At 48.7% G+C, this 13,956-nt stretch carries 12 protein-coding genes; 5 read left to right on the top strand and 7 right to left on the bottom strand.

Going from position 1 to position 13,956, the window contains the following annotated elements; all coding sequences use genetic code 11:
• The first annotated feature begins 32 nt into the window (after positions 1–32).
• The 4 genes from LPA26_RS06775 to mutM are packed head-to-tail and all read left to right on the top strand — an operon-like array spanning position 33 to position 4,011.
• A complete protein-coding gene (locus LPA26_RS06775) occupies positions 33–776 on the top strand; it encodes an ABC transporter permease (protein WP_055826367.1) in 744 nt (247 codons plus the stop codon).
• 30 nt (positions 777–806) lie between these two features.
• Positions 807–2,192 (top strand): GldG family protein, encoded by a 1,386-nt coding sequence (locus tag LPA26_RS06770; RefSeq protein WP_055867898.1) that lies wholly within the window; start codon positions 807–809, stop codon positions 2,190–2,192.
• 52 nt (positions 2,193–2,244) lie between these two features.
• Positions 2,245–3,153, top strand: coding sequence for a DUF4340 domain-containing protein (locus LPA26_RS06765; RefSeq protein WP_229007775.1), 909 nt, complete (start codon positions 2,245–2,247; stop codon positions 3,151–3,153).
• Positions 3,154–3,156: 3 nt separating this feature from the next.
• Complete coding sequence (mutM, locus tag LPA26_RS06760) at positions 3,157–4,011, top strand: bifunctional DNA-formamidopyrimidine glycosylase/DNA-(apurinic or apyrimidinic site) lyase (protein WP_229007774.1); 855 nt, start codon at positions 3,157–3,159, stop codon at positions 4,009–4,011.
• A gap of 40 nt (positions 4,012–4,051) precedes the next feature.
• Here mutM and LPA26_RS06755 read toward each other — a convergent pair whose 3' ends face one another.
• The 6 genes from LPA26_RS06755 to LPA26_RS06730 form a co-directional block, all read right to left on the bottom strand.
• A complete protein-coding gene (locus tag LPA26_RS06755) occupies positions 4,052–5,515 on the bottom strand; it encodes a sensor domain-containing diguanylate cyclase (protein ID WP_229007773.1) in 1,464 nt (487 codons plus the stop codon).
• A gap of 163 nt (positions 5,516–5,678) precedes the next feature.
• A complete protein-coding gene (locus LPA26_RS06750) occupies positions 5,679–7,148 on the bottom strand; it encodes a sodium:solute symporter family protein (protein ID WP_229007772.1) in 1,470 nt (489 codons plus the stop codon).
• A 135-nt stretch (positions 7,149–7,283) separates the two neighbouring features.
• Complete coding sequence (gene ubiB, locus LPA26_RS06745) at positions 7,284–8,831, bottom strand: ubiquinone biosynthesis regulatory protein kinase UbiB (protein WP_229007771.1); 1,548 nt, start codon at positions 8,829–8,831, stop codon at positions 7,284–7,286.
• 2 nt (positions 8,832–8,833) lie between these two features.
• Positions 8,834–9,427: an SCP2 domain-containing protein gene (locus LPA26_RS06740; protein WP_229007770.1), complete on the bottom strand. Its 594-nt coding sequence runs from the start codon at positions 9,425–9,427 to the stop codon at positions 8,834–8,836.
• Positions 9,428–9,431: 4 nt separating this feature from the next.
• Positions 9,432–10,199, bottom strand: coding sequence for a bifunctional demethylmenaquinone methyltransferase/2-methoxy-6-polyprenyl-1,4-benzoquinol methylase UbiE (gene ubiE, locus LPA26_RS06735; RefSeq protein ID WP_229007769.1), 768 nt, complete (start codon positions 10,197–10,199; stop codon positions 9,432–9,434).
• A 1-nt stretch (position 10,200) separates the two neighbouring features.
• Positions 10,201–10,578: a gamma-butyrobetaine hydroxylase-like domain-containing protein gene (locus tag LPA26_RS06730; protein ID WP_229007768.1), complete on the bottom strand. Its 378-nt coding sequence runs from the start codon at positions 10,576–10,578 to the stop codon at positions 10,201–10,203.
• A 235-nt stretch (positions 10,579–10,813) separates the two neighbouring features.
• Between LPA26_RS06730 and LPA26_RS06725 the strand changes: the two genes are divergently transcribed.
• Positions 10,814–12,769: a dynamin family protein gene (locus tag LPA26_RS06725; RefSeq protein WP_229007767.1), complete on the top strand. Its 1,956-nt coding sequence runs from the start codon at positions 10,814–10,816 to the stop codon at positions 12,767–12,769.
• A gap of 69 nt (positions 12,770–12,838) precedes the next feature.
• Here LPA26_RS06725 and rpoH read toward each other — a convergent pair whose 3' ends face one another.
• Complete coding sequence (rpoH, locus tag LPA26_RS06720; RefSeq protein WP_200934437.1) at positions 12,839–13,693, bottom strand: RNA polymerase sigma factor RpoH; 855 nt, start codon at positions 13,691–13,693, stop codon at positions 12,839–12,841.
• Between the last annotated feature and the right edge of the window lie 263 nt (positions 13,694–13,956).

The raw sequence follows: 13,956 nt of genomic DNA, 5'->3' as shown, positions 1-13,956 counted from the left end.
TCTGCAAGACTGTCTACATTGAAAGACCACGTATGTTGAATATAGCAAGAAAAGAACTACAAAGCATGTTCGCCTCGCCTATGGGGTGGATTATCCTGGCTGTGATTGCCGCGATGTTTGGTAACTACTTCGCCAATGGCGTGACTGATTACCTGGATGTCGCCTCTGGCGCCATTCGCCCGGCCGAGCGGTTTGGTATTACGCAATCTGTATCGCAGAGTGTCTATGGTTCGGCCTCTTTTATCATGCTGTTCGCCGTGCCTTTACTTTCCATGCGCCTGATTGCCGAGGAACGCCGTAGCCAAACTTTACCGTTTCTGTTTAGCTCACCACTGTCCATTACCGATATCGTCGTGGGTAAATTTCTAGGACTGATGATATTCCTGTCTAGCCTGATCCTGTATATAGGCCTGATGCTATCTACGCTCAATCTGTGGTCCGACATAGACTTTGGATACATCATTGCGAACACCCTGGGACTGCTATTATTGACCGGAAGCTTCTGTGCACTGGGGATTTACTTTTCCAGCCTGACTTCCCAGCCTATTATTGCCGGTATCTTGAGTTTTATTGTGTCGTTTATCCTGATGATCCTGGGGCGTTTTTTCGCAAACGACCCTACCAATGTAGCAGGGCAGTTTTCTTTCTCCACCCATTTCCAGTCATTTGCCAATGGGCTGCTCGATACCGCTGACCTGGCCTTCTTTATTTTATTCATCATCACATTTTTAACTTTGACCATCCGTCGCCTGGATGCTGATCGGCTGCGTGGTTAACAGGAACTGTTTTTTAAGTTTGAAAGCATTATGAAAATTAACCGTAAATTTAGATTGCAGTTATTGGCACAAAACTGGATGTTCGTGCTGGTGTTTTTAACCATGATAGTCATGTTGGGCTATCTATCTAACCAGTACCGTTGGGCAAAAGATATCACACAGGCCAACCGTAATATCCTCACCCAGGGCAGTATCAATGTGCTCAAGCAGATGGATGGTGATATCAATATTACCGTCTATGCGACCAAGGATGACGCCAGTAACGGCGACACTTTCCGCAAGGGTATGCTGGATTTCGTGGCCCGTTACCAGCGCGAAAAGAAAAATGTGTTCATCAATTTCGTCAATCCATCCGAAGAGCCAAAACTGGCGCAAGAAGCCGGTGTCAAGGTGGATGGAGAAACCATCGTTGAATACAACAAACGCAGCGAGCACATTAACCCGCCGTTCGCCGAGCAGGAGATGACCAATTTGCTGGTACGCCTGTCACGTACCAATAACCAGCCGGTAATGTACCTGGATGGACACGGTGAGCGCTTGCTGCAAGGCGAGAAAAACCATGACCTGGGCGAGTTTGGCAAGCAACTGGAAAGCAAAGGCTTCAAGTTCGCCAATCCTGATTTAACCATTGCGCAAGATGTACCGGCTAACGGTTCCATGCTGGTAATCGCAGCCCCGCAAGTAGATGTCAGTGCGGTAGAGGCCAAGAAAATCAAGGCTTACATTGAAGCCGGTGGCAATGTGCTCTGGTTGTTGGATGATGATAACCTGCATGGTTTGCAAGAGGTTGCCGATTATCTTGGTATCAAGGTTTCGGCAGGCATGGTGGTTGACCGCACGGCTGAACAGTATGGCGCGGACCCTAAAATGTCATTCGCCAGCCTCTATGGTGATCATCCGATTACCCGTAATTTCATGTTGCGCACCGTATTCCCTGAGGCACACGAGATCGATGGTCACGCATCTGATGACCTGGGGTGGAAAGTAGGGCGCCTGATTGATGTGGCCCAGAACGGCTGGCTGGAATCGGACAAAATACCAGCCGGTGCGCAAAACCTTAAAGTCCGTTTTGACCAGGGCAAGGACAAAGCCGGCCCGATTAATATCGGTGTGGCTTTAGAGCGTCAATTTGGTAAAAAAGGTCAACGCGTGGTGGTGATTGGCAATGCTAATTTCCTGGCTAATACGTTTATCACCAATGGCGGTAATCTTGACCTGGGTATTAATATCATCAACTGGCTGGCAGGTGATGACCGTTTGATTACTATCCAACCCATGCCCTTGAAAGATATCAATATTAATATCCCTTCAGGTTCTATTGCGGCATTAGTCGTCGGCTATGGCACCCAGTATGTGTTGCCGGTCATTATCCTGATCGCAGGCTTTTTCCTGTGGTGGAAACGCCGTAAAGCATAATTGAGTAAAGTTTGTGAATTATTGAAGTCGTATCGGCACGGAGTTGGTCGCAATGAAAAAAAGATGGATTTTGAACCTGTTGCTGCTGGCAGTTGTGGTTGGCATTGCCGTTTTCCTGCACCTGAAACCTGAAGAAAAAGCGCTGGCTGCCAAGTATGATGTGTCTAGCCTCAAAATGGCGGATGCCGAGTCACTGAAAATCGAATTCCCTGCCAAGGCGCCAACCATTTTTGAACGCCAGGACGGCTACTGGATGATGCGCAAGCCATATGCCGCGCGTGCTGACCAGATGTCTGTCCAGCGGGCCTTGTCTATTATTGCTGCGACCAGCGGTACCAAGTTGCCATTGCAGGATGCCGCGAAATACGGACTGGATCAGCCGGAGTTAAAGGTGACTCTGTCAGGTGCACAGGGCGAGCATGTATTTATTTTCGGCACGCATAATCCTGTCACTGAAGAGCAGTATGTTGGCTACGCAGGCAATGTGTATATGCTATCCGGCCAATATAGCGAGGCGGCGTCCACGCAGCCTATTGAAATGATAGATAAAACACCGCTATCACCTGCGGAGCGCAAACAGCTGGCCGGCCTAGACCTGGCGCATCTTGAACAGTGGGAAGAAAATGCCCTCAAGATTGAGTTGGCAACTGATGGCAAATGGTCTGCGAACGACCCCAAGGCCAAGCCTACCCAGAATGAAATGAATGAGTGGCTGGACTTTAGCTGGAAACAGGCGCAGGCGACTTCAGTTGAAGTGTATACGCCGGATCGCAGACAACCTTACGCGTCTTTCGAAGTGCTGCTGCGCGATGGCAAAAAAGTGCACTTTGATAAAATCCAGGAATCCCCGGAATACCTGCTGGCACGTCCCGATGAAGGCATTATTTATCACTTCCCAAACGATGTTGGTTTCACTATGGTCAATCCACCGGTGAATATCCAGGCCCCGAAAAGCAAATAGCGCATGCCAGAATTACCTGAGGTAGAGGTCACCCGCCTGGGTTTGTTGCCGGTGCAGGGTGCGCGCATCAGCGAAGTCACTGTCCGCCATCATGGCCTGAGATGGCCTATTCCGGCTGATTTGCCACAGTATTTGCACGGCAAACGGGTATTGCAGCTCACCCGTAGAGCCAAATATATCCTGATGGAAGTCGGCGAAATCAGCGATGCTGGGGAGCCGGTCTCCCAGGGTGTATTGTTACTGCATTTGGGTATGTCGGGCAGGTTATGTTTGCTGGAGCGCTACTTCCCGCATGAGAAACATGATCACGTCGATATTGCCTTTGAAGATGGGCGAGTAATTCGCTTGCGTGACCCAAGACGGTTTGGTGCCGTCTTGTGGCTAGATAAAGAACCATCTGAGCATCCATTACTCAGTAGCCTTGGGCCGGAACCTCTGGATGCCGCGTTTGATGGCGAGTATTTGTTCCAGCAATTACGCTCACGTAATGCGGCAATCAAACCAACGATTATGGATGCGCATATTGTCGTCGGCGTCGGGAATATCTATGCCAGTGAGTCTTTGTTCCGGGCGCGTATTCATCCGGAGACACCATCCAGAAGTCTGACGCTAGCACAATGCCAGTTGCTGGCAGCAGAGATCAAGGCAACATTGCTTGCGGCGCTGGAAGCAGGGGGGAGCAGTTTGAGGGACTTTTTTGGCGCAGATGGCAACCCTGGCTATTTTCAGCAGACCTACTATGTCTACGGCCGTACAGGACAGCCTTGCCGTGTGTGTGGGCAATTGATTGCTAATATACGCCTGGGCCAGCGCTCTACTTTTTATTGCGCGACATGCCAGCCGCGTGCACTTGTGTAAACTGCCAGATTTTCAAATACGCTTCATCAAGCCAGCCTTATCACGCCGTCTCGTTATCCGTATCACTATCAGGCTTAATGCAGTTGCGTCCGGCATGTTTGGCTTCATAAAGGTGATGGTCAGCACGTTCAACCACTTGCGCGAACGCTTCACTTTGCTGCATTTCTGCCAGCCCGGCACTAATCGTCACCCTGACAACCTGGTTGTTGAAGTGAAATTCCAAACCAGCGACTGCTGACCGGATGATTTCGGTAATTCCCCGCGCGCGCTCAAGATTGCAGCTCGTCAGTAGTAGCAGGAATTCTTCACCACCCCAGCGGCAAACAATATCTTCTTCACGTACATGGGATTTAATCAGCTGGGCAATTCTGGTCAGTACTAAATCGCCTGCCTGGTGGCCATAGTTATCGTTTATCAGCTTGAACAGGTCGATATCCAGCAAAACTAATGACAGTGATTCGTCACGCCGTTTGCAGCGCGCAACAGCCTGACCAAAGTAAAACTCAAATACCTGGCGGCTGGTGGCACCGGTTAGCTTATCTTGTGTCGCCATCGATTCCAGTCTTTCATGGTAACCACGCACCGCCACATGCGCGAGTAACAATACAATCACGCTAATAACCAGCGCTACTGCCATATTAATAATAAAGGCAGTTTCAATGCGGTCAGAGCTCGGATCGTTGACCTGTTCGACAATCAAATGCCAGTCAAACTCGGGCACCAGTCTGCTGTTGAGGTAAAGCGTACTGCCATTATTGGTTTTAAATGAAGATGACGCGCTTGGAGAAGTCAGGATTTTGACAAATGCCTTGCTCAATGCCGCTTTGTTTTCGTTATGCAGCTCGGCATGATACTGGCTGCTTCGCAACATGATTTCGCCCTGGCGGTTCACGAAGTAAATCTCGCGGCCATAGCGTTTTTGATAGTTTTCTATCAGTTCAACCACCGATTGTAAGGCCAGGCCAACACCGATGATGCCGATAAAATTGCCTGATTTGTCCTCGATGCGGTAATTCACAAAAATGCTTAAGCGACGTACGTCTGCGGTGTCGCGATCAATATTGATGACATAGGGATTACGTGAATTTTTTGCCTCAAAATACCAGCTTTCATCTTCATGTTTTTCCGAAATTTTCTTTAATACGCCCGACGGGTGATAGTAAAGCTTGGATTTTTCGGAGATGAAAAATGCGGTGATGGTGTTATATTTTTTCTGGATCTGGGCCAGGTAACTGGTCATCTTGCTGGCATCCTTTTCGCCACCATTTACCCAGTCAAACACAAATACATCATTAGCCATCAGCGAAGAAATCAGCAGTGGCTGTAACAAGTCACGCTGGATTTCCGAGTAGATATTGTCGCTGGTAAGAGGCAGCATTTCCTGCTGCAGGCGCTCGGTCAGCGAGTCTTTGGCCACAAAGTAACCAATCAGGCTGGTCGCCAGAAAACCTGTCAACACAATGACGCTGAGGATGATGATGTAAAACCGTTTGTTGACTACCATAAAATGCTTGCTTACAAATTACTGAAACGCCCCGGCATTATCATGAATGCCCGCCTGTTTTGTTTGCGGGAACAGTCGTGGCTTTAAACTGCAGTTCCATAATATACCGTTCCGGATCCGATCATTTTATATCAATACAGTTTTAAGCGTTACCTGTGAAGGTTTATTCTGTATGCCTGCGCGAAGCATGTTCGTGCAGGTAACCATGCGGCGGTTGCGGTGAGCCGCCAAATTTTTGTGGTAGCAGCGAGCCTGCCACCATCGCTATCGCACTAATGACCAATCCCAATAATTGTGCCGGAATCACGCTTTCGTCACCGATCATGACTTCTACCAGTATCCAGCTGCCGATACCAAAAATAATCGCAGCGAGCGCACCCTGGCTGCTTGCACGTTTCCAGAATGCCCCAAAAAACAGTGGCACAAATGCGCCAGCCAAGGTGATTTTATAAGCACTTTCTACCATGCCGAAAATAGAGAGCTCGGAATTCAGCGCATAAAACAGCACCATACCGGCAAAGCCGACCAGGCACAGGCGCATGACGCGCAGGAATGCATGGTCGGTCATGGTGGGGACAAATCCTTTAATGACATTTTCGGCAAAAGTGACAGAAGGCGCCAGCAAGGTCGCAGAAGAGCAACTCATAATGGCGGACAGCACTGCGCCAAAGAAGATTGCCTGGGCCACTAATGGCGTATGCGTTAGCACCAAGGTTGGCAACACACGCTGAGAGTCCGATTCAACTAGCGCACCAAAGGTTGCAGGGTCTATCAACGTTGCCGCATAGGCAATGAACATGGGCACGAACGTAAAGCAGAAATAAATGCTGGCACCCAGGAAAGAACCCCATAGCGCAATATTGGCCGTTTTTGCCGAGGTGATACGCTGGAAAACATCTTGCTGTGGAATCGAGCCCAGCATCATGGTGAGCCAGCCGCCCAGGAAAGTCAGCCAGACGCTCCAGTTGGTGGATTGCGGGAAAAAATGCAGTTTTCCGGCATTGCGTGCATGCTCAATCACCGGACCCACGCCACCCGTCTGGCCGGAAACAATGCTGGCGATGTAAAGCAGCCCGCCTATCACTACAATCATCTGCACAAAGTCCAGGATAGCGACAGATAGCATGCCGCCTAATGTCGTGTAAGTGAGGACAATTGCGGTGCCTAGAATCATGCCGGTCTGTTCCGGAATATGGCCATCGCTGATCAGGTTGAAAATCAGTCCCAGTGCTTTGATTTGTGCCGCGACCCAGCCCATGTAGGAGACGACGATGGCAATAGTTGTGAGGATTTCTACCGTGCGGTTATAACGCATGCGATAAAAGTCGCCTAGGGTCAGGATATTGAGTTTATACAGGCGGCTGGAAAAGAAGATACCGGCAATGATCAGGCACATACTGGAGCCAAACGGGTCTGCCGCCACGCCGGTCAGGCCCTCGCGTACGAAGGTCGCGGAAACGCCAAACACAGCTTCGGCGCCAAACCAGGTGGCAAATACCGTCGCCATGACGACGGGTAGCGGTAAATGGCGGCCAGCGACCGCATAGTCCTTGGTGCTGTGAACATTTCTGGCTGCAAACAGGCCGATTGCAATGGAGACCAGCAAATACGCTATCACAAACCAGAGCAGCACTATCACTATCCTTTTAAGGCCGTTGCAAAAGGCAGATTTTAAAACAAAACCTGTTTAAGGATAGGGTTTGTTTTGTCTGGAAAAGTAAAAAAGCCTGAAACCCAGGCTTTTTTACTTGTGCGTGCGTGTTGCAACTTAATTTGTGAATAACAAGAACAAACTGGCGAGTTGTAACAATACCAGTACGCCAATGGCGCTGATAAACCATTTCTGCCAGATCGCTTGTTTGTGTTGCGTTGCCAGCATGGCATCAATATGGCTTTGCTGTTTGGCAAACTCACTCTGGTTGCGTAAATATTGCTCAAATAACCTTGGAATTTCAGCCGCGTGTGCCAGCATGTAAGGTAATTCATGCTTGGCGGATTTGATTAACCTGCGCCAGCCTATCTGTTCGCTCATCCAGCGTTTGAGGAATGGTTTGGCGCTATGCCATAAGTCGATATTGGGATCGAGTTCACGCCCCATGCCTTCAATGTTGAGCAGGGTTTTTTGCAGCATAATCAGCTGCGGTTGAATGTTGACGCCAAAACGGCGCGACATCTGGAACAGGCTGAGCAGGGTACGGCCAAACGAAATATCCTTAAGCGGTTTCTCAAAAATCGGCTCACAGATGGCACGGATCGCCGTTTCCAGCGCTTCAACGTTGGTATCCGCTGGCACCCAGCCAGATTCAATATGCGCTACCGCGACATCGCGGTAATCACGGTTGAAAAATGCCAGAAAATTCCGCGCCAGGTAATATTGGTCTGTAGGGGACAAGCTGCCCATAATCCCGAAATCCAGGGCAATAAATTTTCCCTTATCCGGGCCTTTGGTCACAACCTGGATATTACCGGGGTGCATATCCGCGTGGAAGAAGCCATCACGAAACACTTGGGTGAAGAATATTTCAACACCTTCGTGTGCGAGTTGGGTAAGGTTGATTCCTGCTTCTTTTAATGTGTAGGTATCACGCACAGGTGTGCCAAACATGCGCTGCATGGTCATGACTTGTTTGCGCGAATAGTCCCAGTAAACAACGGGTACTAGCAGGCGCTTGTCACTGAAGTTGCGGCCCAGCTGTGAGCATTGCGCAGCTTCAAGCGTCAGGTCTAGTTCATGCTCTGTATGGCGGGCAAATTCATCCACCATTTCATCCGGCTTCAGGCGGCGGCCTTCATTTGACAGTTTTTTGACCCACCATGCCAGCGTGCGTAATAGCGCAATATCACGATGGATAATCGCAGCAATACCTGGGCGCAATACTTTAACTGCTACCTGTTCACCACTGTGCAGGGTGGCGAAATGCACTTGCGCGACAGAGGCGCTAGCGACCGGCACCGGGTCGAAATCGGCATAAGTACTCTGAAGTGGTGCATTAAAAGCTTCCATCAGGATGGTTTCTACCATGCTGAATGCAAATGGTGGTACCCGGTCTTGCAGTTTGGTCAGTTCATCGGCCACATCAGGCGGTAACAGGTCGCGGCGGGTAGACAGCATCTGGCCGAACTTAACAAAAATCGGCCCTAGTCTTTCCAGTGCCAGCCGTAACCTGATCGCGCGCTGATGGGGTGCCTGGCGCCAGAAAAACAGCAGGTTAAGCAGGCGCGGTAATGTATTGGATTTCTCTTCGCGTACAAAAAAGATGTCCAGTCGATACCAGATAAAAATGCCGATAATATGGAAGAGGCGAAACCAGTGCATGTTTATCGGCTTTCTCTCGAGGGCGCGGCCGCCAGCAATCTGTCGACGCGCGACTGCAGACGGTCAGTATCTTCGCGCAGCTGGTCTACTGACTGATTGAAGCGTTCAATACTGGATTTCTTGGCAATCAAGGGTTGCTCTTCCTGCCAGTATTCCACCAGCATTTCCCCGAGATTTTTGGCATTGGCTTGCAGTTGCTTGAATTTTTCCTGGCCCAGTTGCACTACCTGGTAGGCGGCGACGTCACCGACAATTTTGCTCAAGTCCTCTTCTACATCCCAACGGATAGCAGAGAATATTTTGCCGATTTCAATACCCAAAGCGACATCACCATCAATTTTAATCAAGCTGGAGGCGAGCGGGTCTTTGCGTAACAAACGCATAGCCAGGCTAGGGGGTAAATGAATCGTGGCGTCCGCCGTCGCCGAATCGGCAGCGACGGCCAGTTCACCATTTTGCAGGATGGTAAGGGCGACCCGGGCCACCTTGAAATCCATACAGATGGTCTGGTTGGCATATGGCTGAAGCAGGGGTGCAGTCCAGCTGTTTTGCTGCATCAGGTGTTGCAGCACAAATTGAATCAATGGTTTAAACATAGAATTAAAGTTTAATGCCTTTGTGCAAGGCAACAACGCCTGCTGTCAGGTTGTAATAATCCACTTTGGCAAAACCGGCGTCATGCATCATCTGTTTCAGTGTCTCCTGGTCCGGGTGCATGCGGATGCTTTCAGCCAGGTAACGGTAACTGGGTTCATCACTGGCAATCCATTTACCAAGTTTGGGCAGCAGTTTGAAAGAATAGGTATCGTATAATTTTTCCAGCGGTTGCCATACTTTGGAGAACTCAAGTACCAGCAGGCGGCCACCCGGTTTCAGTACACGTTGCATTTCACTCAGTGCATTATCTTTATGTGTCATATTGCGCAAGCCGAATGCCACGATCACACAGTTAAATGTTTCATCTGCAAATGGCAGTATTTCGGCATTGCATTGGGCAGCCGGAATATTCAACCCTGCATCTATCATGCGGTCACGGCCCACACTCAGCATGGAGGCATTAATATCGGTCAAAATTACCTGACCGGGGTTATGTGCTGCTTGTGTACCTACTTTTTTAGCAAACAGGCTGGATAAGTCGCCACTGCCACCAGCAATATCCAGCACCTTGTCACCCTGGCCAACGCCGCTGACATCCACTGCAAAGCGCTTCCATAAGCGGTGCAATCCAGCCGACATCACATCATTCATGATGTTGTATTTTTGCGCCACAGAATGGAAAACCTCGCCGACTTTCTTTTGCTTGTCTTGCTCGGCGACCGTTTCAAAGCCAAAGTGGGTCGTTTTATCCTGCTCAGTGTTGTCTTGCATATTAGGTTTCCTTACGGGTGTGGCCTGCCATGGTCAGCTTGGTGATGTAGTCCTGCCACAGGCTTTCATAGTGTTGGGCCAGGTAGTACAGATAATCCCATGAATACAGGCCGGTATCATGACCATCGTCAAAAATCAGTTTAATAGCATATCGGCCCACCGGTTCGATTCCGCTGATGTTCACAAGTTCTTTACCTGTTTGCAGGACTTCCTGCCCGGCACCATGACCGCGCACTTCTGCCGAAGGCGAATACACACGCAAAAACTCGCATGAGAGCATACATTCGGTATGGTTATCGAAATGAATTTCCAGCAAGCGCGATCCCTGATGTAACTGGATCAGGGTAGGGGTTGGAGTTTTTGCTTGAAGACCGCTCATGGCATTGAAGAATGTCGTACTTTGGACCGTTATATAGCTTATGTGAATGATAGCAGATGACAACCACCTACGCATAAGTGCGTATATGTCTAATCTTATGGTTGATAATTCATTTTATTTATGAATTAATGGCTATACCTTCATGATTTATTTGAACTTTTACGAAATCATGATAGATTAATGAAAAAACAGGCAATCCTAAGTAGGTTACCGGATAACTATATAAGCAGGTCCTATGGAAAATAACAGACTGGCACAACAATTTGATTTGTATACGCGCTGGCGTGAGACGATTGCTGATGTATTGGGGGAGTATCGGCGCTGGTTGGCTGATAAACAACTCAGCGATGTGCAACTTGAAGAACGTATTCAGCAGCAGCTTAACCGTTTGCGGGAAGATAAACTGACGGTCGCATTTGTGGCAGAGTTTTCCCGTGGCAAGTCCGAACTGATCAACGCTATTTTCTTTTCAGATTATGGTCATCGCTTATTACCTTCCGGTGCAGGCCGCACCACGATGTGTCCTACCGAACTTCGTTATGATCTGGGCAAGCCAGTCAGCCTGTCATTATTGCCGATCGAGAGCGGCGCCAATCAAATATCCATCAGCGAATACAGACGCATGCCGCAGGCATGGTCGGTGATTGAATTCGACGCCCATTCCCGCGAGAGCATGGTTGAAGCCTTTAAAGAGGTCAGCCGCACCCGGCGTGTCACGCGTGAAGAAGCGCAAGCATTGGGTTTATACCATCCTGATCATCCCGATGACTTAATGCTTATTGGCCAGGATGGCTTGATGGAAATCCCGTGCTGGCGCTATGCAGTGATTAATTTTCCGCACGCCTTACTCAAACAAGGTTTAGTCATTCTGGATACGCCAGGGTTAAACGCGATTGGTGCCGAGCCGGAATTAACCATGAGCATGCTGCCAAATGCGCATGCAGTACTGTTTATACTGGGTGCCGATACTGGCGTCACCAAGTCCGAAATGGAAGTATGGCGCCGTTACATCAGTGGTGCACGCTGGAAGCAAAAAGGGCGCATGGCTGTGCTCAACAAGATAGATGGCCTGTGGGATCCGCTAAAAACTGACGATGAAATACAAGCCGAACTGTCTCGCCAGTTGCAAACAACTGCCGAACTCCTGGGCCTTTCTCGTGAGCAGATTTTACCAACTTCCGCTCAGAAAGGCCTGCTGGCAAAAGTGACTGGAGATCATCAGTTACTGGCAAAAAGCCGTTTGTTACAGCTGGAAAAAAATCTTTCTGATGAATTGATTCCTGCCAAGCAGGAAATTGTGCGTGAAAGCATACATAGCGAACTCGAAGATATGATGCTGCAAACCCGCAGCATTTTGGAAACGCGCTTGCAAAGCGTTATCGATCAAACCGATGAGCTCAGATGCCTGCAAGGCAAAAACGAAGATGTGATTGCGCAAATGATGCGTAAGGTCAAGCAGGATAAAGTCAATTTTGAAATTGGTTTGCAGCGTTATCAAGCGCTACGTAGCGTATTTTCGGTGCAATCCAACCAGTTGTTCCATCACCTGGGCATGCCGGCACTCAAAAACAAAGTGCGCGAAACACGCGACAATATGATGAAAGCGTCATTCACGAAAACCATGCGCCAGGCCATGGATGATTTTTTCAGTGATTTGAAGCGCCGCATGATGGAAGCGGACATTCATGTGCTCGAAATCAAAAAAATGATGGAAGCCATGTACGAAAAATTCTCGAAAGAACACGGCCTGTTGCAGAAAAGCCCACCCCCATTTTCAACTTCGCGCTACCTCAAAGCGCTTAATAAGCTTGAAACCATATATCGCGATCAGTTCAATACGACATTCAATATGATTGCGCATGAAAAATTCACCTTAACCAGCAAGTTTTTTGAAACATTGGCCAGTCATGTGATTCTTGAGTATGAAGCAGCCAACCGTGACGCTGAAAGCTGGCTGAAAGCCGTGATTGCGCCTATGGAAAGCCAGATGCGTGAGCATCATGTGCAATTGAAACGCCGCGTGGAAAGTATTAAACGTATTTACCAGGCGACTGATACATTGGAAGAGCGTATTGCAGACCTGGAGCAGGTCGAACTGACCATCAGGCAGCAACTTGCCGACTTGGAGCAACTAAATGGCAAAGCCTTACATACCCTGCAACACGAAGATGTGATTGTGCAGGCGGCTTAGATTATTAGTTGGAGATTGATAATAGTTGAATAACACAAATAAAAACGGGTGCCTAAGCACCCGTTTTTATTATTTGCTTTCCAGCATGTAAGTCTTGATTTTCTGCATCGCCTTTTGCTCAATCTGGCGGATACGTTCCGCAGACACATTGAACTCAGCTGCCAGTTCGTGCAGGGTAGATACATCGCCCTCAGTCAACCAGCGCGCCTGCAACACACGGCGGCTACGCTCATCCAGCTGTTGCATGGCATTACTTAAGCCTTCAGTCTGCATATGCTCTGTTTGCAATGTCTCAAGCAAAGCTGACGGCTCAGGACCTTCATCCTGCAAGTAAGCAATCGGACTGTATGCTTCTTCACCATCATCATCTACCTGAGCGTCCAGTGGAATCTCCTGACCATTCAGGCGATATTCCATTTCAACGACTTCTTCAGGTTTTACATTCAGTTCGGTAGCGATACGATTTACATCATCCGGGCTTAATGTTTCAAAGCCTTGCTTCATGCTACGCAGATTAAAGAATAGCTTACGTTGTGCTTTAGTGGTCGCGGTTTTCACCAAGCGCCAGTTGCGCACAATGTATTCATGAATTTCAGCTTTAATCCAGTGCATGGCAAAAGACACCAGGCGCACGCCGCGCTCAGGGTCAAAGCGTTTGACTGCTTTCATCAAGCCAATGTTACCTTCCTGAATCAGGTCAGCTTGCGGTAAGCCATAACCGCTGTAACCACGCGCAATACTGGCAACCAGGCGAAGATGCGAAACAATCAGCCCACGTGCAGACTCAAGGTCGCCGGTTTCTTTCAAGCGTTTGGCATAGCTGTATTCTTCTTCAGGCGTGAGTATTGGAAACTGCTTGATGGTTTGCAGGTATTTATCCAAGCTGTCCGCTGAGGAAACGACAGGTATAGTTAAAGCGTTAATGGTAAAGCTCCTTGTTTGATAAAGAGGTTTAAACTAATTTTAGCACTCAAAGAGTGAGAGTGCTAGCCTGATAGAAAAGTTCAGGCAAATTGTGATGATTTGCAAGTTGGTGGTTGCCATAGCATTTAATCTAAGACAGGTAATGTGCCCATTTTCATTGATACTGAGCAATCGATAATGCGCGGCTTAGCGTCATTTAGAGAGTAGTTGGAAAGAAAAGTTAAATTTAAAAATATGAGCCCGGTAAAAAATATCTAAATTTT

The organism is Methylophilus sp. Leaf408 (genome assembly GCF_916856905.1).
Classification (GTDB): domain Bacteria; phylum Pseudomonadota; class Gammaproteobacteria; order Burkholderiales; family Methylophilaceae; genus Methylophilus.
The sequence above is the reverse complement of the archived record's forward strand: the minus strand, read 5'-3'. Positions and strand labels throughout refer to the sequence as shown.